Annotated in this window: 24 protein-coding genes; 13 read left to right on the top strand and 11 right to left on the bottom strand. The window is 62.7% G+C overall.

Going from position 1 to position 25595, the window contains the following annotated elements; all coding sequences use genetic code 11:
- Positions 1–16: 16 nt before the first annotated feature.
- Positions 17–1078: an ABC transporter permease gene (locus CO667_RS11005; RefSeq protein ID WP_097618406.1), complete on the bottom strand. Its 1062-nt coding sequence runs from the start codon at positions 1076–1078 to the stop codon at positions 17–19.
- Complete coding sequence (locus tag CO667_RS11000; protein WP_097618405.1) at positions 1075–2559, bottom strand: sugar ABC transporter ATP-binding protein; 1485 nt, start codon at positions 2557–2559, stop codon at positions 1075–1077. The genes CO667_RS11005 and CO667_RS11000 overlap by 4 nt, the downstream gene beginning before the upstream one ends.
- Before the next feature lie 235 nt (positions 2560–2794).
- Between CO667_RS11000 and CO667_RS10995 the strand changes: the two genes are divergently transcribed.
- Both CO667_RS10995 and CO667_RS10990 read left to right on the top strand, forming a co-directional pair.
- Entirely contained in the window at positions 2795–3841 is a 1047-nt protein-coding gene (locus tag CO667_RS10995) for a substrate-binding domain-containing protein (RefSeq protein WP_097618404.1), read from the top strand.
- A 77-nt stretch (positions 3842–3918) separates the two neighbouring features.
- Positions 3919–5127 carry an acyl-CoA dehydrogenase family protein gene (locus tag CO667_RS10990; RefSeq protein ID WP_097618403.1) on the top strand — a complete coding sequence of 403 codons (1209 nt, stop codon included), beginning with the start codon at positions 3919–3921 and terminating at the stop codon, positions 5125–5127.
- A gap of 267 nt (positions 5128–5394) precedes the next feature.
- On the opposite strand, the gene CO667_RS10985 is transcribed toward CO667_RS10990, so the two are convergent.
- Positions 5395–6612 carry an SfnB family sulfur acquisition oxidoreductase gene (locus tag CO667_RS10985; RefSeq protein WP_097618402.1) on the bottom strand — a complete coding sequence of 406 codons (1218 nt, stop codon included), beginning with the start codon at positions 6610–6612 and terminating at the stop codon, positions 5395–5397.
- Between the two features lie 322 nt (positions 6613–6934).
- Between CO667_RS10985 and CO667_RS10980 the strand changes: the two genes are divergently transcribed.
- On the top strand, positions 6935–8269 hold the full coding sequence (locus CO667_RS10980) for an LLM class flavin-dependent oxidoreductase (protein ID WP_097618401.1): 1335 nt from the start codon (positions 6935–6937) through the stop codon (positions 8267–8269).
- A gap of 45 nt (positions 8270–8314) precedes the next feature.
- Here the strand turns inward: CO667_RS10980 and CO667_RS10975 are convergent, their stop codons facing one another.
- Entirely contained in the window at positions 8315–8572 is a 258-nt protein-coding gene (locus tag CO667_RS10975) for a type II toxin-antitoxin system Phd/YefM family antitoxin (protein ID WP_097618400.1), read from the bottom strand.
- A 41-nt stretch (positions 8573–8613) separates the two neighbouring features.
- Positions 8614–9657: a substrate-binding domain-containing protein gene (locus CO667_RS10970; RefSeq protein WP_097618399.1), complete on the bottom strand. Its 1044-nt coding sequence runs from the start codon at positions 9655–9657 to the stop codon at positions 8614–8616.
- 134 nt (positions 9658–9791) lie between these two features.
- Between CO667_RS10970 and CO667_RS10965 the strand changes: the two genes are divergently transcribed.
- From CO667_RS10965 to CO667_RS10935, 7 genes are all read left to right on the top strand, one after another.
- Entirely contained in the window at positions 9792–10826 is a 1035-nt protein-coding gene (locus CO667_RS10965) for a Gfo/Idh/MocA family oxidoreductase (protein WP_097618398.1), read from the top strand.
- Positions 10827–10837: 11 nt separating this feature from the next.
- Positions 10838–11740 carry a sugar phosphate isomerase/epimerase gene (locus tag CO667_RS10960; RefSeq protein ID WP_097618397.1) on the top strand — a complete coding sequence of 301 codons (903 nt, stop codon included), beginning with the start codon at positions 10838–10840 and terminating at the stop codon, positions 11738–11740.
- 62 nt (positions 11741–11802) lie between these two features.
- Positions 11803–13035 carry a sugar ABC transporter substrate-binding protein gene (locus CO667_RS10955; RefSeq protein WP_097618396.1) on the top strand — a complete coding sequence of 411 codons (1233 nt, stop codon included), beginning with the start codon at positions 11803–11805 and terminating at the stop codon, positions 13033–13035.
- 171 nt (positions 13036–13206) lie between these two features.
- Positions 13207–14109 carry a sugar ABC transporter permease gene (locus tag CO667_RS10950; RefSeq protein WP_097618395.1) on the top strand — a complete coding sequence of 301 codons (903 nt, stop codon included), beginning with the start codon at positions 13207–13209 and terminating at the stop codon, positions 14107–14109.
- Complete coding sequence (locus tag CO667_RS10945; protein WP_097618394.1) at positions 14106–14933, top strand: carbohydrate ABC transporter permease; 828 nt, start codon at positions 14106–14108, stop codon at positions 14931–14933. The genes CO667_RS10950 and CO667_RS10945 overlap by 4 nt, the downstream gene beginning before the upstream one ends.
- Complete coding sequence (locus CO667_RS10940) at positions 14930–16000, top strand: ABC transporter ATP-binding protein (RefSeq protein WP_097618393.1); 1071 nt, start codon at positions 14930–14932, stop codon at positions 15998–16000. The genes CO667_RS10945 and CO667_RS10940 overlap by 4 nt, the downstream gene beginning before the upstream one ends.
- Positions 16001–16109: 109 nt before the next feature.
- Complete coding sequence (locus CO667_RS10935) at positions 16110–16943, top strand: inositol monophosphatase family protein (RefSeq protein ID WP_097618392.1); 834 nt, start codon at positions 16110–16112, stop codon at positions 16941–16943.
- A 19-nt stretch (positions 16944–16962) separates the two neighbouring features.
- Here the strand turns inward: CO667_RS10935 and CO667_RS10930 are convergent, their stop codons facing one another.
- Genes CO667_RS10930 through CO667_RS10915 form a run of 4 tightly spaced genes read right to left on the bottom strand, consistent with a single transcriptional unit; the run spans position 16963 to position 20936 of the window.
- On the bottom strand, positions 16963–18042 hold the full coding sequence (locus CO667_RS10930) for an ABC transporter ATP-binding protein (protein WP_097618562.1): 1080 nt from the start codon (positions 18040–18042) through the stop codon (positions 16963–16965).
- A gap of 34 nt (positions 18043–18076) precedes the next feature.
- On the bottom strand, positions 18077–18904 hold the full coding sequence (locus CO667_RS10925; RefSeq protein ID WP_097618391.1) for an ABC transporter permease subunit: 828 nt from the start codon (positions 18902–18904) through the stop codon (positions 18077–18079).
- Entirely contained in the window at positions 18901–19791 is an 891-nt protein-coding gene (locus CO667_RS10920) for an ABC transporter permease subunit (protein ID WP_097618390.1), read from the bottom strand. Before CO667_RS10920 ends, CO667_RS10925 begins: the two co-directional genes overlap by 4 nt.
- On the bottom strand, positions 19791–20936 hold the full coding sequence (locus CO667_RS10915) for an extracellular solute-binding protein (protein WP_097618389.1): 1146 nt from the start codon (positions 20934–20936) through the stop codon (positions 19791–19793). Before CO667_RS10915 ends, CO667_RS10920 begins: the two co-directional genes overlap by 1 nt.
- 186 nt (positions 20937–21122) lie before the next feature.
- Here CO667_RS10915 and msrA point away from each other — a divergent pair, with 186 nt between their 5' ends.
- Positions 21123–21632: a peptide-methionine (S)-S-oxide reductase MsrA gene (gene msrA / locus CO667_RS10910; RefSeq protein ID WP_097618388.1), complete on the top strand. Its 510-nt coding sequence runs from the start codon at positions 21123–21125 to the stop codon at positions 21630–21632.
- Positions 21633–21637: 5 nt separating this feature from the next.
- Here msrA and CO667_RS10905 read toward each other — a convergent pair whose 3' ends face one another.
- Positions 21638–22510 carry a LysR family transcriptional regulator gene (locus tag CO667_RS10905; protein WP_097618387.1) on the bottom strand — a complete coding sequence of 291 codons (873 nt, stop codon included), beginning with the start codon at positions 22508–22510 and terminating at the stop codon, positions 21638–21640.
- A 93-nt stretch (positions 22511–22603) separates the two neighbouring features.
- Between CO667_RS10905 and CO667_RS10900 the strand changes: the two genes are divergently transcribed.
- Together CO667_RS10900 and CO667_RS10895 are read left to right on the top strand one after the other, a co-directional pair.
- On the top strand, positions 22604–23389 hold the full coding sequence (locus CO667_RS10900) for an SDR family oxidoreductase (RefSeq protein WP_097618386.1): 786 nt from the start codon (positions 22604–22606) through the stop codon (positions 23387–23389).
- Positions 23390–23417: 28 nt separating this feature from the next.
- Complete coding sequence (locus CO667_RS10895; protein ID WP_097618385.1) at positions 23418–24116, top strand: ribonuclease activity regulator RraA; 699 nt, start codon at positions 23418–23420, stop codon at positions 24114–24116.
- 169 nt (positions 24117–24285) lie between these two features.
- Here the strand turns inward: CO667_RS10895 and CO667_RS10890 are convergent, their stop codons facing one another.
- Positions 24286–25575 carry an amidohydrolase family protein gene (locus tag CO667_RS10890; RefSeq protein WP_097618384.1) on the bottom strand — a complete coding sequence of 430 codons (1290 nt, stop codon included), beginning with the start codon at positions 25573–25575 and terminating at the stop codon, positions 24286–24288.
- Positions 25576–25595 lie beyond the last annotated feature (20 nt).

The following is a 25595-nucleotide window of genomic DNA, read 5'->3' as shown; positions in this document are numbered from 1 at the left end:
TCTTTCCTCCTTGGAATTAGGGATTGCTGCGGCCGAGGCCGTAGGTCAGCGCCAAGGCTCCGACGAGCACGGCGCCTTTGACGAAATCCTGGGTGTAATAGGGGGCATTCAGCATGGTGAGACCGTTCAACAGCACGCCGACAAAGACAGCGCCGGCAATGGTGCCGAGCACGTTCGGACGCCTGAGATTGAGGACGGCGAAACCGATCAGCGCGGCGGCGACCGAATCCATCAGCAACGAGCCGCCGGAAGAGACATCGCCACGCCCGACGCGGGCAGCGATGACGATGCCGCCGAGCGAGGCCAGCGTGCCCGAAATGACATAGGCGAGCGTCTTCAACCGGACGGTGGATGCGCCGGCAAGCCGGGTCGCGACCTCGTTGCCGCCGGTGGCAAACAGCAGCCGGCCGATGCGGGTGCGCTCGGTCAGGATGAAGAGGAGAACGGCAACAGCGGCCATCAGCACCACGGAGACCGGCAGGGTGCCGAAGATGCTATAGCGGCCGATCAGCAGAAAGGCCGGGTCGTAGGCGCCGGTCGCCTTCGACCCATCAGGCAGCGTGAGGCCGGCCGAGATCGATCGACCGGCCGTCGGGATCAACTGCAGGCCGGAGAGCAGAAACATCATCGCCAGCGTCGCCAGGAGATCCGGCACCTTCAGGCGGACGATCAGGAAAGCATTGACGAGACCGATCAGGGCGCCGAAGGCGAGCACCAGCGGCACCGTCGCATAGGCATCGAGGTGCCAGACGATCATCGCATAACTCGCCGCCATCACGCTCGATGCGGCGACCGCGCCGATCGACAGGTCGAAACCGCCGACAGCCAGCGTGACGGTGACGCCGGCGCCGAGGATGGCGACGACGGACACTGCCTGCAGGATGCTCATCAGATTGGCGATATTGATGAAGGCGGGCTCGGCGATGGTGAAGCCGACGACGAGAGCAGCCAGCAGGATGAACACCGCGCCTGCCCGGAGGAACGCTCCGAGGGCGGCAAGACGGCTGCTGCTTGATTGCGGCAATGCCTTTAGCCGGCCGCTTGCCTGTGGAAGAGTGTCGTCGTCGATCGTGGTCATGCGGATATTCCCTGGATTGCGGAGGCAAGGGCGGCTCCGTCTGCCGCGGGCCTCAACACGTGGTGGTCGATGACGAGAATGCGGTCGGCCACTTCATAGGCCTCCTCCGGGTCGGAGGTCGCAATCAGCGTCGCCCGGTCGGTGCGGGCCCGGATCGCCCGGATGATGTCGTGACGGGCGCCGACATCGACACCCTGGAAAGGTTCGTCGAGCAGCAGCAGCCGGCTCGGCTCCGCCTCCCAACGGGCGATCACCGCCTTCTGCTGGTTGCCGCCGGAGAGCGACCAGATAGAGGCGAGGGGACCGGCGGCCTTGATGCCGAGACGGGCGATCGCCTGCTCGGCCTCGCGTCGCTCGCGGCCGCCAACCAGGAAACCGCTGGGATACCATTTGCCAAGATGCGGCAGGCTGATCGTCGCCGACAGCGAATGGCCGGGCCATGCCGGCGGCATCAGCGAGGAACGATGCCGGTCTTCGGCCGCCATGGCGACACCCGCGGCAATCGCTTCGGCCGCACTTTTCGGCCGGTAAGGCCGGCCGTCGAGGAACATCGCGCCCCGGCTAAGCGCCGTCACGCCGAAGATCGCCTGGAACAGCCGGCTCTTGCCGGCGCCGAGCACGCCGGTCACCGCCACCACCTCGCCCTCATGCAATGAGAGATCGAAGGACGCAGCTTCAGGGAGCAGGCTGATATCGCGCATCTCGAAAATCGCCGGGCCGGCCGCCGGCCGCGCATCCGGCCACGCCGCATCCAGTCTGCGGCCGATCATCGTCTCGATGGCTGTGGAAAAATCGATCGGCCGCGCGAAGGTGCCGACGACGCGGCCGCCGCGCATGACGAGCGCGCGGTCGGCGATCGCTTCGAGATCGGCGGTGCGGTGCGAGATATAGAGGATCGCCAGGCCCCGCTTGCGCAGGCTGAGAAGAATGTCGAAAAGGCGGCGGCTTTCCTCTCCGGAAAGGCTCGCCGTCGGCTCGTCGAGGATGAGCAGATCGGCGCGGTTGGCAAGCGCCCGGGCAATCGCCACCAGTTGCCGGTCGGCACTGCTGAGTTCGCCGAAATCACGATCGAGCGGCAGGTTGAAGCCGGCGGCATCGAGCATTGACTGCGCGGCACGGCGGATGCCGGCGCGCGAGACGAAGAAGGGCATGCTGCGGTCGGCGAACCGGTTGAGCAGCAGGGCATCGGCAACGGTCAGGCCGGCCGCCCCGACGAGGTCCGTCGACTGATGCACCGTGACGACACCGGCCCTTGCCGCTTCGGCCGGACTGCGCGGCGCAAAGGGGCGGCCATCAAGACTGACCGTGCCGCCATCGGCCGGAAGCACGCCGGAAAGGATCTTGACCAGCGTCGATTTGCCGGCGCCGTTTGCCCCCATCAGCGCCACGATCTCACCGCGCTCCATCGAAAGATCAGCACCGGCAAGCGCCCGGGTCGACCCGAAACTGCGGGTGATGTTTTCAATGTGAAGAAGCGGCATCGATCATGTCCGGGACTGCATTCGTATCAGGAGTGTGCCCTGTCCGGGCGGTCGAACTCCAGGCACGCCTTTCCCTCGCAAACTGTCCTCGCGAAACAAAGAATCTCCCGTAGCCCGTAAAATCGGATCATTTACTCTACTAAAAACATAGAGATTATATCTAAATAATCCGATGCGTCGCGAGGGCTGCCAGACCTGTCAGACGACGCTTTCGTTTGCTAGAAGGAACGCGACGATGAAATCCCTCGCACGGCTTGCACTGTCTGCCGCCGTCATTCCGTTCATTTTCATTCAAGGCGCAAAAGCCGACGGCCTGTCCGGCGCTCCTGCCCCTTTCGACAAGGGCGGCGTCAAGGTGGCGCTGATCAGCTACATCTCGGCCGGCGACTTCTTCCAGGCTTACCAGGCGGGTGCAGAAGCCCAGGCCAAGGCGCTCGATATCGACCTGCGCATCTTTCCCGGCCGGCAGGACGCCGCCGAGCAGCGCGAGCAGATCCTGCAGGCGATCAATCTCGGCGTCTCCGGCATCGTCATCGACCACGGCCTGCCGGAATCGCTCGGCGACGTCGTGCAGCAGGCGCTCGACAAGGGCATCAAGGTCGTGGCCTTCGACGTCAACCTCAACAACCCCAAGATCCCGCAAGTCGAACAGAGCGACCACGAGCTTGCCTCGCTGGCGCTCGAACAGGTGGTGAAGGACAACGGCAACAGCTTCAACGCCGGTTATGTCTATGTCGCGGGCTTTGCGCCGCTCGACCGCCGCAACGAGGTCTGGGACAAATTCAAGTCGGACAATAAGGGCGTGGTCGAAAAGGCCCGCTTCGGCAATGTCAGCGACACGACGGCGACCTCGACCGCCGACCAGGCGAAGGCCGCGCTCACCGCCAATCCCGATATATCGGTCGTCTTCGCCCCCTATGACGAATTCGCCCGCGGCGTGAAGCTCGCCGCCAACGACCTCGGCATTTCAGCTAAGCTGAAGATCTATTCGGCCGACGTCTCTACGGCCGATATCCAGGAAATCACCGAGGAGGGTAGCCCCTGGGTTGCGACCGTCGCGACCAATCCGGCCGTCGTCGGCGCCGTTTCCATCCGCGCCGCCGCCCTTGAAATCGCCGGCCAGACGGTTCCCCGAGAGATTACCGTGAAGCCGACGCTTCTGACGCAGGAGAGCCTGCGCGCGGCTGGCGTCAAGACGATCGAGGACCTGGCTGCAAAGATCCCGGCCTTCAGCACGAGCGATGCGGCAACCGCGACCTGGATTCCGGACAAGCTTTTCTGAGGAGGTCGCCCTCGATCCTTCCGGCGGGAGCGTCAAGCTTCCGCCGGATCATCTTTTGGAGAATTGGAGTTTCGCCCATGAGCCAGTCCCATGTCGTCTTCGCGGCCAGCCGCAACCCGACGCGAGAAGACCTCTTTGCCCGTGCCGAAGAGATCTCTGCCGACCTTTCCAGGCGCGCCGCAGACCTCGACCGCGAAGGTCGCCCGCCACTTGCCGAGATCATCAAGCTGAAAAATGCCGGGCTGCTCAATGCGCTGCATCCCCGCGAGATCGGCGGCGGCGGCCTCGATTGGGTCGACGGGCTGAGGCTGGTGCGCATTCTCGCCCGCGGCGAGAGCTCAATCGGCCAGCTGCTCGGCTACCACTATGTGAACAGCCAGTACATCTATTGGGCGCTCGATGCCGCACGCGCCCATGCGCTGGGCAGCGATACCGTCGCCAGGAACCTCTATTGGGGTGCGGCCGTCAATCCGCGCGATCCCGGGCTGGTGCTCACCCGTCGCGGCAACGGCTATGTGCTGAACGGGCGCAAATCCTTCTCGACGGCGGCGCGGGTCTCCGACTATATCAACGCCAATGCGACGCTCGACGACAAGATCGCCGGCTTCGCCGTGCCGACCAATCGCCCCGGCTATATCGCCAATGACGACTGGGACAATATCGGCCAGCGCCTGTCCGACAGCGGCAGTGTGGAGTTCCGCGACTTTCCCGTCTACGAGGAGGATTTCGTCGGCGCGCCGGCTGCACCCGATGTGGCGCCGCCGGTGCTGTCGACCTTCAACACGCCGTTCATCCAACTGGTCTTCGTCAATTTCTATCTCGGCACCGCGGAAGGCGCGCTGCAGGCGGCCGTCGATTACGTCCGCAACACGACCCGGCCATGGATCACCTCGGGTGTCGAGCGGGCGGCGGATGATCCCTATATTCTCGAACGCGTCGGTGAATTCACCGCGGCGCTAAAAGCCTCGGCGGCTCTTGCCGACAGCGCGGCGGCCGCCGTGCAGGCGGGTCTTGCCCGCGGCCGCGACGTGACGGCCCGCGAGCGCGGCGAGGCGGCAGCGGAAGCCTACACCGCCAAGGTGCACGCCACCCACGTCTCGCTCGACATCACCTCGCGCGTCTTCGAGCTGACGGGCGCGCGCTCAACGGCCGACAAATACCGCTTCGACCGGTTCTGGCGCAATGTCCGCACCCATACGCTGCACGATCCCGTTTTCTACAAGGCGAGGGAAGTCGGCGAATTCGTGCTGAACGACAAGATACCGGAGGTCAGTCTCTATAGCTGAGGCGGCTACCTTTCATCGAAAGCAAAAACCCCACCGCCCGCGATGGATCAGTTTGTCGATAACCTCTCCTCCGTCATGCTCGGCCTTGTGCCGAGCATCTGACCACGGCAATTTCCTAGCAGGAAACCATCTATTTTCAGATACTTAATTGGGCATACGCAGATCCTCGGCACAAGGCCGAGGATGACGTCACGGGTTTTGCAGTGGTTTGTCAGCAACCTGTACCCACCGCCAGCACCGGCAGTGGTTTTTGGAAACGGCTGAAACTTAGAGCGCGCCGTTCTTCGGCGGCGTTACCCCGTTCAGATGGTAGTTGCCGACGACGTGATATTTCCAGCGCACGGGATCGTGCAGCGTGTGGGTGCGGGCATTGCGCCAGTGGCGGTCGAGATTGAGGCCTGTTTGTACCGACGAGGTTCCGGCAAGCTCGAACAGCGTATTCGCCGCTTCGATCGCCACCTCTGTCGTCAGCACCTTGGCGGCAGCAACCGCCAGTGTGGCCGCGATCACCTTTTCCTCCGTCGTCTCGACCTGTGCGGCATCGACCTTGTGGCCGGCGCGCTCCACGAGAGCGGTTGCCGCTTCCAGCCGAATGGCGATCTGGCCGACCTTGGCGATCGTCAGCGGGTCGTCGGAGGCGCGGTCAAGACCGCTGTCCATCCACGGGCGCGATTTCGTCCTGACGAACTCAAGTGTTTCGGCGAAGGCCGCCCGCGCGATCCCGAGATCGACGCCGGCATGGATGATCTGGCCGACGGAGCCGATCGTCGTCGGCCGCTCGAAACCCTTGTGATGGAAGACCACGGAATCGGCGCTGACATAGACATTGTCGAGGATCGTCGTGCCGCTGCCGGTGGTGCGCTGGCCAAAACCGTCCCAGTCGTCGACGATCTCGACACCTTCGGTGCCCTTCGGCACAAAGGCCATGGTCAGCCGATCCTCCGGATCGAGCGCGAAGATGGTGATCCAGTCGGCGAAGAGGACGCCGGTCGAATAGAATTTGCGGCCGTTGATCCGATAACCCGGACCGTCGCGGGTGATGCGCGTATTGTAGTGGCCGACCGTCTTGGTGCCGCGCTCGGAGAGCGCATTGCCGAAACGATCGCCGGCCAGCACGCGGCCAAAGAAATAGCGCTGCTGCTCCTCGCCGCCGTCGGTTCTGAGCGCTTCGAGGATATAGAAATGGTTCTGCGGGATCTGGCCGATCGAACCGTCCGCCTCAGACAGGATCGCGGTGATCTCGGCCAGCACGGCGTTGGAGACGTCAAGCCCGCCATATTGCGCCGGCACGGTGATCGCCAGAAGGCCGGACTGGGCGAGAAGATCAAGTTCGCCAAATGGCAGGATCCGGTCGGCGTCGCGCTCGGCGGCGCGTGCGGCAAATTGCGCCGCCAGTCTGCGGGCGGTGGCGATCGCCTCATCATCGCTGCCGATACGGTCGGCCACGGGCCGGATCTGATCTGCTTGCCTCAGCACGGTGTTCATCGATGTCTCCAATTCTGACGAGCCTATCGGTGAAAGAAATTACGCGTCGAGATAAGAGCACAAATTCTATAGATGCGATGGAAAATGAAAAGTGTTTGCTTATCAGGCTTCGACCGGCGCGATTAGTGTCGCGGTCCGACACTCGTGCGACGAAGTCGCCTGGGAGGCGATAAAATTCCTGCCCAGAACTGACGCTCCCGGTCTCGTTTTAACTACGGCGACCTCCTACGTAACCGATGTTAGGTGCGTCACCGCGCCGGTTGCAGAAAGAACGCCCAATGCGGGGCAGGGCGGCCGCCTTGCCCGATCCATGAGGAAAGTCATGACCCCACGGCAGTTGCGCCTCGGCGCCTTCATGCGTCCCGTCAGCCTGCATACCGGCGCCTGGCGCTATCCCGGTTCCTATCCCGACGCCAATTTCAATTTCGCCCATCTGAAGTCCTTCGCGCAGGCGTTGGAGCGGGCGAAATTCGACGCCTTCTTCATGGCCGATCATCTTGCCGTACTCAACATGCCGGTCGAGGCCCTGAGGCGCAGCCATACCGTCACATCTTTCGAGCCCTTCACGCTGCTCTCGGCGCTGGCAGCGGTGACGGAGCGTATCGGCCTTGTCGCTACCGCTTCCACCACCTTCGACGAGCCCTATCACATCGCCCGGCGTTTCGCCTCGCTCGATCATATCAGCGGCGGCCGCGCCGGCTGGAACATCGTCACCACGTCGAACCCAGACGCCGCTCTCAACTTCGGGCTGGACGAACATGTGGAACATGGCGAGCGTTATCACCGGGCGCGGGAATTCTACGATGTCGTCACCGGCCTCTGGGACAGTTTCGCCGACGACGCCTTCATCCGCGACCGGGAGAGCGGCCTGTTCTTCGATCCGGAAAAGATGCATGTGCTCGGCCACAAGGGCGAGGAACTGAGCGTCCGCGGGCCGCTCAACATCGCCCGGCCGCCGCAGGGATGGCCCGTCATCGTCCAGGCCGGCCAGTCCGATCCCGGCCGCCAGCTTGCCGCCGAGACCGCCGAGATGGTCTTCTGTTCGCCGCGCGATCTTGCCGCCGGCAAGGCGCTTTATGCCGATATCAAGGGTCGCATGGAAGCCATCGGCCGCAACCGTGACCATCTGAAGATCCTGCCCGCCGCCTTCATCATCGTCGGCGACAGCATCGACGAGGCACGCGCCAAACGCGCCACGCTCGACAGCCTGGTGCATTACGACAGCGCCATCGCTTCGCTTTCGATCGCACTCGGCCATGACGCTTCGGGCTTCGATCCCGACGCGCCGCTGCCGGCTGATATTCCCGACACCAATGCCAGTAAGACCGGCCGCGCCCAGGTGCTGAAGCTTGCCGCCGAAGAAAATCTGACGGTACGTCAGTTGGCGCAGCGCTACGGCGGCTATGCTGGCCTCGCCTTCGTCGGCACGCCGGCCAGCATCGCCGACGATATGGAACGCTGGCTGGACGAGGAAGGCTCGGACGGTTTCAACGTCGTCTTCCCCTATCTGCCGCAGGGTCTCACCGACGTCACCGAACGGCTGGTTCCCGAATTGCAGCGCCGCGGCCTGTTCCGCAGCGAATACGAGGGCACGACGCTGCGCGAACATCTCGGATTGCCGCGGCCGGAGAACCGGTTTTTTCCGGCCGGTGCGTAGGACGCTGCGGGCAGTCCCCGCGCGGCAAGACGATACAAGTAGCCTTCAGAATTCGACGGTCCTGTTGTCGAAGCCCAGCCGCGCGGGTTCGAATTCCCTCTCATCAACGGAGGGATCGCGCAATGCCTCAAACAGCGTCTTCGGCGTCCAGTTCACCTGAAATTCGGCATAGCTGACAAGGACATAGGCCGCTTCGCCGCGATCAGTGATCACCACCGGCCGCTCGCTCGCTTCCTTCTTCGCCTTGCTCGGATTCCGGTTGAAGGCTGCGCCGGTCATGAAGGACATTTTCATCGAAACCATCCACTCTCCATCAAGCAGGGACTATATCCAACCTGCCACCTTCAGACCATGGCCCCAACATCGAACGCATCGCTTTCGCCCGGCATCAGTTCGAGGGGCCAGATGATGTTGCGCTCGCCTCCCGGATAGAAATCTCGATAGGCTGGCATGTTGGCGAGAAGCATCCGGCCCAGATCGACGCCGAGATCGTAGAGCGAGATGCGGAAGCAGGTCAGCGACGGCTGCAGAAACCGGGCGCGCGGGGCATCACGAAAGCCGATCACCGCAAGATCGCGGCCAGGCATGACGCCCGATTCCATCAGGCGGCGGTAAAGGCCGATCGCCATCAGCTCATAGATCAGGATCACCGCCGTCGGCCGCTCTTCGAGCAGCAGCAATTCATGGGCTGCCTGATAGCCACCCTGTTCGCTCGACTTGACGTGGATGACAAGTGCCGGGTCGAAGGCAATATCGTGCCGCTCGAGCGCGCGGCGATAGCTTTCGACAAAGAGATAACCGAGATTGGCCTCGCTCGACGGCGCGGTGATCGCAATCCGACGGTGGCCGCGCGCAGTCAGCCGTTCGACGGCGTGATCGGCCACGCCCTCGAAATCGAGATCGATCCATGGAAAATTGGCGGCTGAAAGGCTGCGGCCGAGCGCCACAAAGGGGATCTTCGCCCGCGACAGAAAGTCGATGCGCCGGTCGACGCGCTGCGTATCCGAGATGATCATCGCATCGACGATACGCCGCGCCACCATCCGCTTCAAATATTCGTGCGGGTCCTCATCGCTCGGGCAGGGCAGCATCACGAGGTCGAGCTTGTGGCGGGCAAAGACGCTCTGCAGACCGCTGGTGACGCCGAGGAAGAAGTTGTCGGCATTCTCGACCGTCTCCTTGCTGGATTCGATCATCAACCCGATGACCTTCGTCTCTCCCTGCCGCAGGCTCCGCCCAGACTGGTTCGCGACATAGCCGAGCTCCTCGGCCGCAGCCAGCACGCGCCGGCGGGTTTCCTCGTTGACATCGGGCTTGCCGTTCAGCGCGCGCGAGACCGTGCCGATCGAAATATCCAGGTGTTCGGCAAGCTGGCGAATCCCCTTCATCGACTGCGATTTTCCTTCAGTCTGCAATTTCGCATTTCGCCTCTATTGACACGACAAAATGTTTCCGCATACATTCGTAAACGTTTACGGAGTGCGTGTCACTAGGAGTTGACGCCATTCCCTCGGAGGAAATCGTGAAATTCAGTGCCATTCTGTGCGGGTGCGGAGCTATGTCCAAAGGTTGGTTGCGCGCCATCGCTTCCAACCCTCTGCTGGCCGATTCCATCACCATCGTCGGCCTCGTCGACCTGAACCGGGAGACGGCGGAAAAGCTTGCCGCGGAGTTCGGCCTTGAAGGCGCCGTCATCGGTTCGGACCTGTCCGACGTCATCGCGGCCACTAAGGCCGACTTGGTCTTCGACATCGTCATTCCGGCCGCACGCTACGACGTCGTTTCCAGCGCACTCAAGGCCGGCTGCCACGTGCTCAGCGAAAAGCCGATGGCGGCCTCGCTTGCCGAGGGCGCCGCGCTTATCGATCTCGCCGCAGAGACCGGCCGGATTCACGCCGTCATCCAGAACCGCCGCTTCATATCGGGGGTCAGGCGCCTGCGCCGCTTCGTCGACAGCGGCGCGATCGGCGAATTGACCGGCATCCATTGCGACTTCTTCCTCGCCCCGCATTTCGGCGGCTTCCGCGAAGAGATGGACAACGTCCTGCTTCTCGACATGGCGATCCACACCTTCGATGCCGCCCGTTACGTCGCCGACCGGAAGCCACTTGCCGTCTATTGCGTCGAGCGCAATCCGAAGGGTTCCTGGTACCGGCACGGCGCTTCGGCCAATGCCATCTTTGAATTTTCCGACGACATCGTCTTCACCTATCGCGGTTCCTGGTGCGCCGAAGGCGAGCGCACCAGTTGGGAAAGCCAGTGGCGTCTGGTCGGCTCGAACGGAATGCTCACCTGGGACGGCGAAGAGAGTTTCAAGGCGACTATTGCCGGCGAAGAGCCCGGCCTCTTGCGTGGCTCTGCCTCCGTAAACGTTCCCGGTCCGGAACATGACGAGGAGACCCACGGCCATGCCAGCGTTATCGCCGATTTCGTAGCGGCGATCCGCACCGGCAAACAGCCGGAGACGGTCAATTCCGACAATATCCGAAGCCTCGCCATGGTCTTCGGCGCGATCGAAAGCGCCAAGACCGGCCGGCGCATCGAAATTTCAGCATAGGATCAAGTGACGTGAGCAACCCTGCAAAATCCATTCGCATCGGCACCATGGTCAGCGGCAACAAGGGCGATGCCGCCGCACGTATCGGCGAGATCGCCGACCTGGGCTTCGAAAGCTTCGAGCCCTTCTTCTGGCAGACGACCAAGGGGCAGAATCTCGCCGAGCTCGGCAAGCGCTGCCTCGATGCGATCGGCGACCGCGACATCACCATCTCGACTCTCGGCATGTTCGGCAATCCGCTGGAAGAAACCGAAATCGACCTCGAGACGCTGCAAGGCTGGAAGGACTGCATCGACAACGCCCATCATTTCGGCGCAACCTGCATCGCCGGCTTCACCGGCCGCGTCCGCGGCAAGCCGCTGACCGACAGCCTGCCGCGCTACAAGCAAGTCTGGAGCGAGCTTGCCAAGCGGGCCGCCGACAAGGGCATCAAGATCGCCTTCGAAAACTGCGCCATGGACGGCAATTGGGCCACCGGCGACTGGAACATCGCCCACAATCCCGATGCCTGGGAACTCATCTTCAACGAGACGCCTGATGATAATATCGGGCTGGAATGGGAACCGTGCCATCAGATGGTCTATCTGATCGATCCCCTACCGCAGATCCGCAAATGGGCGCACAAGTTCTTCCATGTCCACGGCAAGGACGCAACCATCCGCTGGGAGGTCATCAAGGAGCACGGCATCTTCGGCAAGGAGAAGTTCGTCTTCATGCGCACGCCGGGCTTCGGCGACAGCAACTGGACCGACATCATTTCCGAGCTGCGCCTGGCCGGCTGGTCGGGCTCGATCGATATCGAAGGCTGGCACGACCCAGTCTATCGCGACGCGCTCGAAATGACCGGCCAGGTCTATGCGCTCAACCACCTCAAGCATGCCCGGGGCGGCGAATTCGTCGTCGATCCGGCCTGATGATATCGTTTCCGGCAAGGAGGAATTGCCGGAAACGGGGATAACCACAAAGGAGGAGAACCATGGCTATCCGCAAATATGCAATTCTGGGCGCTCTGGCGCTTGCAGGCGCCTCGCTGTTCGGTCTTTCGGCCAAGGCCGAAGATGTCACGCTGACGCTCTGGTCGCTTGATAAGGACACCCAGCCGGCGCCGAACCTCGTCAAGGAGTTCAACGCCCAGAACAACGGCATCAAGATCGAATATAGGCTGATCCAGTTCGACGACGTCGTCACCGAGGCGATGCGCGCCTACGCCACCGGCCAGGCGCCCGACATCATCGCCGTCGACAATCCGGAGCATGCGCTGTTCTCGTCGCGCGGCGCCTTCCTCGATCTCACCGACATGATCGCCAAGTCGACCGTCATCAAGCCAGACAATTATTTCCCCGGGCCGCTGAAATCGGTCGAGTGGGACGGCAAGTATTTTGGCGTGCCGAAGGCGACCAACACGATCGCGCTTTACTACAACAAGGACTTGTTCAAGGCGAAGGGTCTCGATCCGAACAAGCCACCGCAGACATGGGACGAGCTCGTCGAGGATGCACGCAAGCTGACCGACCCCGCCAAGAACGTCTACGGTCTCGCTTTCTCGGCCAAGGCCAATGAGGAGGGCACCTTCCAGTTCCTGCCCTGGGCCCAGATGGGTGGCGGCAGCTATGAGCATATCAATGCCGATGGTGCGGTGAAGGCGCTCGGGATCTGGAAGACGATCATGGACGAGAAGCTTGCTTCTCCCGATACGCTGACGCGCGGCCAGTGGGATTCCACAGGCACCTTCAACTCAGGCAATGCGGCAATGGCGATCTCGGGCCCCTGGGAGCTCGACCGCATGACCCAGGAAGCGAAATTCGACTGGGGCGTCACCCTGCTTCCGGTTCCGAAGGAAGGGGCTGAACGCTCCTCGGCCATGGGCGACTTCAACTGGGCGATCTTCGCCACCAGCAAACATCCGGCCGAAGCCTTCAAGGCGCTCGAATATTTCGCCTCGCAGGACGACAAGATGTTCAAGAACTTCGGCCAGCTTCCGGCCCGTTCCGACATCTCGATCCCCGAGACCGGCCAGCCGCTGAAGGATGCAGCCCTCAAGGTCTTCCTCGAACAGCTGAAATACGCCAAGCCGCGCGGCCCGCATCCGCAATGGCCGAAGATCTCCAAGGCGATTCAGGACGCCATCCAGGCGGCACTGACCGGCCAGATGAGCCCGAAGGACGCGCTCGATCAGGCCGCGGACAAGATCAAGGCGGTCTTAGGCTGATCATTAGCTGAGAACGAGCCGCTTGCTCCTCTTCTCCCCGATGGGGAGAAGGGGAAACCTCGCAACGGATCATCCACCGATGGCATAGTAGCCATCAAACCATTTCCTCCCGGCAGGGGCCGTCTTCCGCATCATGCGCCAGGCGGCCCCGTTCGGAGTATCGGAGGACCCATGAAGAGGATGTTGATGAGCGTCAGGGACGGCCGCGGTTTCGATATCGTGCTCGTCGCTTTCCCGCTCGGCTTTCTGTTCCTGATGGCGGGGCTGCCGCTGATCTACAATGTCGTGATGAGCTTCCAGGAGGTCGACATGTTCAGCCTCGGGACCTTCTCGCGTCCCTTCGTCGGCTTCAAGAATTACACCGACCTCTTCGCGCAGCCGGAAACGCTGCCGATCCTCTACAACACCTTCATCTTCGTCACCGGCTCCATCGCCGGCCAGTTCCTGATCGGCTTCGGCCTGGCGCTGTTCTTCTGGGTCAATTTTCCCGGCGCCTCGTGGATGCGCGGCCTGTTTCTCGTCTCCTGGGTGATGCCCGGCCTCGTCGTCGGCGCCATCTGGAACTGGATTCTCTCGGGCGATTTCGGCGTGCTGAACTTCATCCTCAGGGAAAGCGGCGTCATCTCCGGCAACATCTTCTGGCGCTCGGACCCGCATTATTCGCTCTATGCCGTGATCATTGCCAATATCTGGCTCGGCACCTCGTTCAACATGATCCTGCTGTCCGTCGGTCTTGCCGGCATCCCGGCCGATCTCTACGAAGCGGCCGAACTCGACGGAGCCAATGTCTGGCAGCGCTTCTGGACGATCACGCTGCCGATGATGCGTTCGACCATCGGCGCCATCATCGCGCTCGGCCTGATCTTCACCCTGCAGCAATTCGATCTTTTCGCCGCGATCACCTCGGGCGGACCGAACAATTCGTCGAATGTCACGCAATACTGGGCCTGGGATCTCTCCTTCCGGCAATACGACTTCGCCAAGGGCGCAACGATCTCGGTCATCATGATCGTCTTCGTCATGTTCGCGTCCGTCGTCTATGTCCGGTCCACACGCCACGAGGTGCGCGGATGAATACGACGAACCGCGATCGCCTGATGCTCGTAATCTCGGTCGTCATGGCGGCGATCTATCTCTTCCCGCTCTACTGGATGTATGTCACCGCGCTGAAAAGCGGCTCGGAGATGTTCGCCACGCCGCCGAGCTTCTGGCCTTCAGCGCCGCAATGGGGCACCTATGCCCATGTCTGGGAAAGCCGCGACATGGGCCGTTATCTCTGGAACTCGCTGGTCATCGCGCTCGGCTCCATGGCGCTCATCACCCTGCTCGGGGTCGGCTGCGCCTATGTGCTCGCCAGATACCGCAATGTCTGGGTGGATGTCGGCCTCTTTCTCATCCTCATGCTGCAGGTTCTGCCGGCCTCGCTGATGATCACACCGATCTTCGTCGGCTTTTCGCAGATCGGCATGCTGAACTATCCGCGCCTTGCCGTCATCATCGCTGTCGCGGCAAAGAGCATGCCCTTCTTCGTCATCCTGGTGCGCGCCACATTCATGAGCGTTCCCCAGGAACTGGAGGAGGCGGCCCTGGTCGACGGCAATTCCCGTGTCGGCGCTTTCTTCAACATCGTCCTGCCGCTTGCCCGCAATGGCATTCTGGTCAGCGCCATCCTGATCTTCATGCAGGCCTTCGGCGAATTCGTCTATTCGAAGTCGATGATCCAGGCTGTCGACCTTCAGCCGGCCAGCGTCGGTCTCAATTCCTTCATGGGGCCGAACACCAACGAGTGGAACAACATCATGGCCTACGCCACGATGTATGTGACGCCGATCCTTGCCATTTTCGTTCTCTTGCAGCGCCGCATCGTGTCCGGCCTCACCTCTGGAGCCCTCAAATGACCACGCAGATCGAGCTCAGAGGCGTCAACAAATATTACGGCGCCTTCCATGCCCTGAAGAATATCGACCTTTCGATCGCCAAGGGCACCTTTGTCGCGCTCGTCGGCCCGTCGGGCTGCGGCAAGTCCACGCTGCTGCGCTCGCTTGCCGGCCTCGAAAGCATTTCCACAGGCGATCTCAGGATCGCCGGCGAGCTGATGAACGGCGTGCCGCCGCGCAAGCGCGACGTCGCCATGGTGTTCCAGTCCTATGCGCTCTATCCGCATATGACGGTCGAGGAAAACCTGACCTACAGCCTGCGCATCCGCGGCATCGCCAAGGCGGAGGCCAAGAAGGCCGCCGAGGACGTGGCGGCGACGACAGGTCTCTCGCATCTCCTCAAGCGCTATCCGCGGGAGCTTTCCGGCGGCCAGCGCCAGCGTGTCGCCATGAGCCGCGCCATCATCCGCCACCCCAAGGCCTTCCTGTTCGACGAGCCACTGTCCAATCTCGATGCCGCGCTGCGCGTTCACATGCGCAAGGAAATCCGGTCGCTGCACGACCGGCTGCACGCAACCTTCGTCTACGTCACGCACGACCAGGTCGAAGCGATGACGATGGCCGACCATGTGGTGGTGATGCGCGACGGCGTCATCGAACAACAGGGCGCGCCGCTCGACCTCTACGACCGGCCGGCAAACCGCTTCGTTGCCGGCTTCATCGGTTCGCCGGCGATGAATTTCATTCCGGCGATCGCTGCGGAAGACGGCAGGAGCCTGATCCTGGATTTCGGCACGGTGAAGCAAAAGCTGGCGATATCCCGCACCATCGAGCCGGGCCGCAAGCTCATCGCCGGCATCCGGCCGGAGCATATCGGCGTCGTCGAGCCCGGGCATGGCAGTTTCGATGTGCCGATCGCCTTCGTCGAATCCACCGGTTCGTCGACCTTCATCGTCGCCGAGACCCAGCCGGAACTGACGATCGTCGAGACGCGGCGCGACAGGGTCAAGGCGGGAGACACGATCGGCGTGTCGGTCGATCCGGACCAGATCCATCTCTTTGACGCCGCGACCGACCGCTTGCTATAGATCATCGGACCGGGGCCGTAGGCAGGTTCATAAAACCATCATCGGCCTCTGCGAAGGGATTGGCTCCGCACGATTCATTCCGTCCATCAGCAGCATCCGGATTTTCTTCATGGCATCCTCCCCGATTTCTGCGCGTCTTTCCCCGACCGCCTCGTCCCGCCTCGTCGTGCTTGCCGAAACGGTGTTGAAGGCGGGCGAAACCGCGCGGGGCTCGCTGCGCCGGCGGACATCGGCAGAAATGCTCGCCAAGGCGCCGCGCGACTATCAGACCGAAATCGATGTCGCCGTCGAGAGGATCATCGTCGGCGAGATGGCGAAAGCCTTCCCGGACTACGCCATCCAGGGCGAGGAAGCCGTCGGCAACCGCACGGCCGGGCCGGAAACGCCGATCATCTATATCGACCCGATCGACGGCACCACCAATTACGCCTGGGGCCTCCCGCATTTCGGCATGACGATCGCGATCGCCGAAGGCGGCAGGCTCGTCGCCGGCGTCGTCTATGACGCCATGCAGGACGAACTGTTCAGCGCCGAGATCGGCGGCGGCGCCTACCTCAACGGCGAACGCATCGGCTGCGCCGATGTCGGCGATATCGAGAACGTGCTCGTCGGCGCCGGCCTGCCGATCCCCGGCCAGGTCAAAGCGGTTGCGGAAGAAACCTATTTCGACGCCATCAAACGCCTGATGGCCAACACGGCAGGCGTGCGCCGCCTCGGCTCGGCGGCGCTGTCGATCGCCTATGTCGCCTGCGGCCGGCTGGACGGCTTTTTCGAGGACGGGCTTTCGATCCATGATTTCGGCGCCTCGGCACTGATGGTCGAAGAGGCGGGCGGCATCGTCAGCCGTTTTTCCGGCGCCGACGTCGACGGCCGGGGCGATATCCTGGCCGCCAGCAAGGCGCTGCATCCCTGGCTGCTGGAAGGTTTTCAGAGCAAGGCGTGAACCGGCGCATTCCGGCGGTTCAAACCCGCTGGAGCGCTTCGATCTCGGCTTTGCCGGCGGCCGGCATCGACTGATGGACGAGTTCGTTGTCGCGGAAGACGAAAAAGCTGGTGAGGCTCGGTTCGACCCTCATCCCGGCCCGGATTCGATTGTCCGGCGCCACCATCGCCTTCAGGCGCGTGCCGTCGGCAAGATCGACATCGACCATCTTATGGGTGCCGAAATCGACGATGCGATGGACCGTCGCCGCACCCGGCCGGTCCGAGGGATGGATCGTCAGCGCTTCCGGGCGCGCGGCCAGCGTCACCGGTCCGTCCTCGACGGGAACGGCAAGCGGGAAGAGCGGATGTTCGCAGACGCCGTTTCTGCTGCGGCTCTCAACAAAATTCATCGAGCCGATGAAACCGGCGACGAAGGCCGTCTGCGGTTGCCGGTAGATGGTGCTCGGCGGCGCGATCTGTTCGGTGCGTCCGTCGCGCATGACGACGATGCGGTCAGCGAGCGCCAAGGCCTCGTCCTGGCCGTGGGTGACGAAGAGCGTGGTAATGCCGAGGCGCTGCTGGATATCGCGCACCTCATCCCGCAGCCTCTCGCGTAAGTGCTGGTCGAGGCTGGCGAAGGGCTCGTCGAGCAGCAGGATCTTCGGCTCGAGCACCAGCGAGCGGGCAAGCGCGACGCGCTGCTGCTGCCCGCCTGAAAGTTGCGTCGTCATCCGCCTGGAGTACTCGGCAAGACCGACCAGCGTCAAAGCGTTCTCGACGCGTTCACGGATCTCCGCTTTCGGCAGCCGGCGGAGCTTCAGGCCGAAGGCGATGTTGTTGAAGACATCCATATGCGTCCAGAGCGCATGGCTCTGGAACACCATGCCGGTCGGGCGCCGCTCGGGCGGCAGCGTCGTCACATCTTTCGCATCGATGCGGATCATTCCGCCGCTCGGGCGCTCGAAGCCGCCGATCATCCTGAGCAGCGTCGACTTGCCGGAACCGGATGGGCCAAGCAGGCAGACGAGTTCGCCGTCGCCGACTTCGAGCGAGAAGTCGCGAACAGCAAAGCTGGTCCCGAACAGCTTCGAAACGCCCTCGATCGCCAGATGTGCCATTCTCAAAGCCTTGCTTGAATTGATGGACGGCAGCTCACGCGCCAAAACCTCTCGCAAAGGCGCCGGTGCCGACCACCCGGCGGGCAAACATCAGCGCGATGAAGGACGGCACCCACAGCATGACTGACAGTACGGCGCCGTATTGCACGACGATCTGGTTGTTGATGAAGCTGATCATCAGCACCGGCATGGTGCGGACCTGGGGCGCGCCGATCAGCCAGGCGCCTTCGGTTTCGTAGAAGGTGCCGACGAAGGTCAAGAGCAGGGCGGCTGATATCGTCGGGGCCGCCTGCGGCAGCGTGATCGACCAGAAGACGCGCAGCGGTGTGGCGCCGGCATCGCGGGCCGCCTCTTCCATGCGCCGGTCGACATTCTGGAAGGCTGCGACCGGGATCCAGACCATCAGCATCAGCGTGCCGACCAGCTGGATCAGCACGACGCCCCAGAAGGTGCTGATCAAGCCGAGCTGCAGAAAGATGCCGGCGATGGCGACGAGCAGGCCGAATTTCGGAAAGGCGTGCGATGCCAGGAACGACAGGAACAGGATGTTTCGGCCCGGAAAACGCATGCGGGCGAAGGCGTAAGCCGCGGGCAGGCAGATGACGGCGGACAGAAGGGTCACCGTCGTCGTCAGCCGCAGGCTGAGGAAGAGGGCCTCCCAGACATCCCCTCGTGCCAGCGTCTGGCCCCAGAAACGCAGACCGAATTGCTGCGGGATGACTGAGGGATAACGCCAGACCTCGGTGAAAGCCCATGTGCCGACGACAACAAGCGGCAGCGCGATGAACAGCGTCAGCAAGCACGCGAAGAGCAGGCCGATCCAGTCGAAGCGGAGGCCGATGCTCGCTCTCGCCGCCCTCATGGCTGCGCCTCGCGGCTGCGGGCGATCGACCGGATGTAGAAGATGCCGAAGACTAGGCAGAAGCCGAATGTGATGACCGCCTGGGTCATGGCATTCAGCGGGTCGTTCATATCGGCGAAGGTGCGCTGCATGAACGGCCCCATCATTTCAGGCGATGCCGAGCCGAGCACATAGGGCAGGGTGAAGGCGGAGAAGATGCCGAGCACCGCAAAGGAGGCCGTCACCAGCAGCGAATTGCCCATGCGCGGCAGGATGATCGAGAGGAAGACACGAAGCGGCCTTGCGCCGACGTCGCGGGCAGCCTCGATCGCGCTGTTCGAGACCGAGGAGAGCCCGGCCGTCAGCATCAGCACCGTCAGCGGAAGATTATCCCAAACGAGACCGATGACCGGTCCCCATGGCGTGAGGTAGGGCGTGCGCAGCTTGGGCAGGCCGACCGAATTCAGCAGCAGGTCGACGGTGCCGTTCGGCCCGATTGTCCGGATCAGCGCATAGGCGAGGATGATCGACGGCACGAACATCGGAAAGATTGCCAGGCCCTGCACATAAGCCGCAAGGCGCCCCTGCGAGAAGCGGAGATAAAGCGCGATCGGAAAGCCGATCGCCAGCAGCAGGATGCCGCAGATGGCGGTGGTCCAAAGCGTCAGCCAGAGGTTGCCGAGGCTGTAGCCGTCGGTGAAGAAGAAGCGGTAGGAGGCGAGCGAGAATTCCCTCGCTCCGTCAGGACCGCGAACGAGGATGGTGCCGACAACAGCCGAAAAGATCGGAAAGACGATCAGCCATGCAAGCAGGAAGACCGGCAGGGCGACGAGGAGGAGCCCGATCGAGCTCCCCCTGTCGATGGAGTGGTGACGGCTGGGAAACGCCGGCGCGATATCGGCGGTCATCAGGTGCGGCTGATGCCCGGAGCGACGTTGCGATACCAGCCGTCATTGATCGCCTTTTCCCAATCGCCGCTCGGGAAGGTCGGGATGGTCGATGGAATGACGTCGGCATATTTCTTGCGCAGATCGTCGGAGATATGATCCCAGGAGATCGCGGGGAAGCCGCCGATCTGGGTCATGATCGCTTCCTGCATTTCCTTCGTCAGCATGAAGGCGGCAAGCTTCAGCGCCGCATCCTTGTTGGCGCCGTTCGAGAACACGGTGATGCTGGAGAAACCGCCGCAAAGGGCGAGATCGCCAAGCTGCACCAGGCCGGTCGTCTCCGGCAGCACACCTTGGGCGATCGCCTGCAGCACCTGGTCCGACCAGACCGGAACCATGGTGACGACACCCTGGGCGAGCAGCTGGATCGACTGGGTGTTGCCCGATGTGTAAGCGCCCTTGTCGTAAAGCGAAGGGGCGAGATCGTTGAGGATCTTCCAGGCCGGCGTCAGCGCCTCGGTGGCGAAGTCAGCGGTGAAATTATCGACCTTGAATTTCTTCGGATCGCGACCGTTGACCTCGTGAATGGCACGGCGAACGAAGTTGCTGCCCGAACCGCCTTTGTCGGGTCTGTTGTAGATGAACTGGCCGGGATGGGCCTTGATCCAGGCGGTGAGTTGCTCCCAGCTCTTCGGCGCATCCTTCGGGTCGAGCTTGGTCGTGTCGTAGGCGAGCAACACCTGCGAGCCGCGATAGGGAAGCGAGTAGGGGGTATCGAAGGCCAGCGGATTGATATGGTCGTAGCCGTCGATATTCTCGGCGGAGAATTTGACCCAGAGGCCGGCATCGATGCCGCCGGACGGCAGGCGCGGATCGAACTGCTCGAACAGGTCGGCCTGCGGGTCGGTCTTCGTTTTCAGCGCTGCGAGCGCACGGTCGGCGATGGCACGCAGGCCGTTATTGTCGCCGGCATCAGTGACCTTCAGGGCAGTACCCGGATTCGCCTTTTCGAAGGCGGGGCGGATGATGTTGTTCCAGAGATCGACGATGTTGGCATCCGAACCGCTGTAGAGGTCGATCGTGCCGACGGCCGCCGATGCGAAACGCGGAAGAGCCAGAAGACCGGCAGCAGCCGACGATGTGATCAGAAATTCACGCCTGTTCATAACCCATCTCCATCAATGTCGAGGCGCTGCCTCCACGGGATTGTCCAGTCTTTGCTAGCGCCGGCGCGTAACATCGACATGACAGGATCAAGGGTGGTTGCCGGAAATTGCACAGCTGTGCTGATTTCCGCCGTATGGAAATCTTCGGCGGGAAACACTATCTCTCGGCAAACAAGGAGATATCCAATGACCGAAGAACGTGCAGTCCTCGCCGGCGGTTGCTTCTGGGGCATGCAGGACCTGATCCGCCGCTACAAGGGCGTGATTTCGACCCGCGTCGGCTATACCGGCGGCGATGTCGCCAATGCCACCTACCGCAACCACGGAACCCATGCCGAGGCGATCGAGATCATCTTCGATCCCTCAAGGATCAGCTATCGGGAAATCCTCGAATTCTTCTTCCAGATCCATGACCCGAGCACGCGCAACCGCCAGGGCAATGACGTCGGCTTGAGCTATCGCTCGGCAATCTTTTACGTCGGCCCCGAGCAGGAGCGCGTCGCCAAGGATACGATCGCCGATGTCGACGCCTCAGGCCTGTGGCCCGGTAAGGTCGTCACCGAAGTCGTGCCGGTCAGCGATTTCTGGGAGGCCGAGCCTGAGCACCAGGATTATCTGGAGCGGATTCCGAACGGCTATACCTGCCACTTCATCCGGCCCGGCTGGAAACTGCCGGTCCGCCAGAAGATCGCCTGAGCCGATCAGGCTTCTATCGCCGCACGGCTGGTCTCCAGAAGTGCGGCGACGAGGTTTGCCCGTGGCGAAGCGCGCGTCACGACGATGCCGACCGTACGTACGGCAGAGGCGCGGGGAAGCGGCAGCTTGACGATGTCGAGCCCGGCCGGCCATGGCGGCGCCCAATCTGGCACGATCGAGATCCCGAGACCGCGATTGACCATCACGGCGATCGCCTCCAGCGCATCGAGTTCATAACGCTCAACTGGTCTGATGCCGATCTCGCGCAGATATTCGTCGGCGATGTGGCCGCCCCACTGGTTGCGGTCGTAGCGGATGAAAGGCAAGGCCTTTAGCAGCTCAAGCGGATCTGAACCCTCACAGTCCCGCGGCGCGATCAGCACGAGCGGCTCCCTGCGCAGCGTGTTGAAGGTCAGCGTCTTCTGCATCGGAAATCGCGGCTCGATGATGAAGGCTGCGTCCAGCATGCCGTTCAGAACCTCGGTATAGAGGTCCATCGAAGCGCCCGGCTTGATAAAGATCTCGATCAGCGGGTAATCCTGGGCGAGACGGTGGAGAATGTCGGGAACGAGACCCGTCAGAGCCGTATTGATCGCCCCGATCCGCATCTCGCCGGAGATCGTCGCGGTGCCGGCCATCGCCTTCAGGTCGCGTGTATCGCGCACCAGATCTCTGCAGCGGTCGAGAATGGCAAAGCCGGCCTCCGTCGGCCGCATGACGCGGCCGGAGCGCATCAACAGCCGCGCTCCAAGCTCGGCTTCCAAGGCACGAATGCGCTGGGCAACGGCCGCGGGCGTGAGGTTCAGCCGCTGAGCGGCCTCCGCCAGCGAGTGCCGCTCGGCAACCATGAGCAAGGTCTCGAGAAAACGTGTGTCCATCGATAGTTTTTCTATCTCTTGAACGAAGAAGAAGCCATATTTTATTTACGATCCATTGCTCCGAAAGATGGCCCGACCATATGAGGAGATGAAATGGATTTCGGCCTGAAGGACAAGACGGCCCTGGTGCTTGGCGCCGGCGGCGGACTGGGCAGAGCGATTGCCGTCAATCTTGCGCGCGAAGGCGCCAGAATTGCCGCAGCGGATATCGATCTCGCCGCCGCTGAGAAGACCACAGCTGCGATCGAATCCGAAGGCGGCAAGGCGCTGGCACTACAATGGGATCTTTCCGATCTCGGTTCGATCGATGCGCATGTCGCTGCAATCAAACGGCAGTTCGGGCCGGTCGACATCCTCGTCAACAATACCGGCGGCCCGCCGCCGACCACCGTCTCCGGCCAGGACCCGACGGTCTGGAGCCAATATTTCCAGAGCATGGTGCTTTCTGTCATCGCCATTACCGATCGCGTGCTGCCTGAGATGCGGGCGCGCAAATGGGGGCGCATCGTCACCTCGACCTCGTCGGGCGTGGTCGCGCCGATCCCCAATCTCGGCATCTCCAACGCGCTGCGCCTGTCATTGGTCGGCTGGTCGAAAACGCTGGCGCGCGAGGTCGGGCGCGATGGCATCACCGTCAACATCGTCCTGCCGGGACGGATCGCCACCGGCCGCATCACCTTCCTCGATGAGCAGAAGGCCAAACGCGAAAACCGCTCCATCGATGACGTCGTCACCGAAAGCACCGGCAGCATTCCGCTCGGCCGCTATGGCCGGCCAGAAGAATATGGCAATGTTGTCACCTTCCTGGCAAGCGAGCCTGCCTCCTATCTCACCGGATCGGTGATCCGCGTCGATGGCGGCATGATCCAGAGCATCTGACAGAAAACCGAATTGGAACCGAATACCGATGGCCCTCAGCGCTGAAGCGATAGCAACCCTCAAGACCGTCTCGACGGCGACCCTGACGACCGTTCTTCTGAAGAAGGGCCTGCGGAACGTCTGGATCCGCGGCGCCGTTCCCCTGAAGCCTGGCCAGCCGCGCATCGTCGGCCCGGCTTTCACCCTGCGCTTCGTGCCGGCCCGCGAGGATCTGGCGACGCCGGCATCCTGGGCCTCGCCGATCTCGACCCGCGCCGCGATCGAGGCGATGCCGGAAGGCTGTGTCGCCGTCGTCGACGCGATGGGCGTCACCGATGCCGGCATCTTTGGCGATATCCTCTGCGCCCGCATGCAGAAGAGAGGCGTTGCAGCCCTCGTCACCGACGGCGTCATCCGCGACCTTGCCGGCGTGCTCGATACCAACCTGCCGGTCTGGTGCCGCGGCGTCGCAGCGCCCCCCTCGGTCGCCGGCCTCACTTTCGTCGCCTGGCAGCAGCCGATCGGCTGCGGCGGTGTGGCGGTCTTTCCGAATGATATCATCGTCGTCGACCAGGATGGCGCGGTGCTGATCCCGGCCGATCTGCTCGGCGCCGTGCTTGATGAAGCGCCGGAACAGGAGCGCATGGAAGCCTGGATCATGACCAGGATCGATGAAGGCGTGCCGTTGCCCGGCCTCTATCCGATGAACGCCGAAACCAAGGCGCTTTACGAGGCTTCGAAGAAGTAATCACTGAGGGGAGATTGCCGCGACCTGCCCCTCATCCGGCTACCGCCACCTTCTCCCCGCTCGCGGGGCGAAGGGGGATAGCCGCAACCTCTCGGTTCCTCGCTCACCTCTCGCGGGGCACGTCCCCTCGCCCCGCGAGCAGTGGCAGCCGCCGGCTCTAACCGACACCTCAATAGCGAGGCACGTAGTCCAGGCCACCATCGATCCGTGCCGGGCGCCCGTCCAGGAAAAGCTCGCCGATGCGGGGCGCCGAGCGGGCGATGACCTTGCCGCGGCGGATCACCGCCAGGCGGTTCGGCTTCAGCCGCAGTGCTTCCAGCGTGTCGCTCGCCTGGAGGATGACGAGATCGGCATTGCATCCCTTTTCGAGGCCATATCCATCAAGCCCCATCGTCTTCGCCGAATTGACGGTCAGCGCGTCGAAGATCCTCTTCTTATCGTCGATGCCGGCCATCTGCGCGACGTGGATCGCCATATGGCCGACCTCCAGCATGTCGCCCGATCCCATCGAATACCAGGGATCCATGACGCAATCGTGCCCGAAGGAGACATTGAGCCCGGCATCCATCAATTCCCGAACACGGGTCATGCCGCGGCGTTTCGGATAGGTGTCGTGCCGGCCCTGCAGCATGGTGTTGATCAGCGGATTGGGGATGACATTGATCTCGGCCTCCGCCATCAGCGGGATCAGCTTGGAGACGTAGTAATTGTCCATCGAATGCATCGAGGTCAGATGCGAGCCGGCGACACGCCTCTGCAGGCCGAAGCGGATGGTTTCCGCAGCCAGCGTCTCGATATGGCGCGAGAGCGGATCGTCGGTTTCGTCGCAATGCATATCGACCGGCAGGCCGCGATCGGCGGCGATGCGGCAGAGCGCCTCGACCGACGCCGTGCCTTCGCCCATCGTCCGTTCGAAATGCGGAATGCCGCCGACGATATCGACGCCCATGTCGAGGGCGCGGTTGAGCGCATCGATTGCGCCCGGCGAGCGGTAATAACCGTCCTGGGGAAAAGCGACCAGCTGCAGATCGATATAGGGCGCGACCTTCTCGCGAACCTCGATCATCGCCTCGACGGTCACCAACCTGGGATCGCTGGTATCGACATGGCTGCGGATGAAGAGTAGGCCCTGCGTGACCGCCAGATCGCAATAGCGCAGCGCGCGATCGACCAGTTCTTCCCTCGTCACGATCGGGCGCAGCTCCCCCCAGAGCGCGATGCCTTCGAGCAAGGTGCCGGAGACGTTCATCCGCGGCAGGCCGAGCGACAGCGTGGCGTCCATGTGGAAATGCGGATCGACGAAAGGTGGGCTGACCAGCCGGCCTGACGCGTCGATTTCTTCTCCCGCCTGCGCCTGGAGATTGCGCTCGACAGCGATGATCTTGCCGCCCTGGATGCCGATATCGATATTCTTTCGGCCATCGGCGAGATTTGCATTTCTGACGATCAGATCGAACATCGGAGCCTCATTGGATAGAA

Source organism: Rhizobium sp. L43, from assembly GCF_002531725.1.
In the GTDB taxonomy this organism is placed as follows: domain Bacteria; phylum Pseudomonadota; class Alphaproteobacteria; order Rhizobiales; family Rhizobiaceae; genus Rhizobium.
The sequence above is the reverse complement of the archived record's forward strand: the minus strand, read 5'-3'. Positions and strand labels throughout refer to the sequence as shown.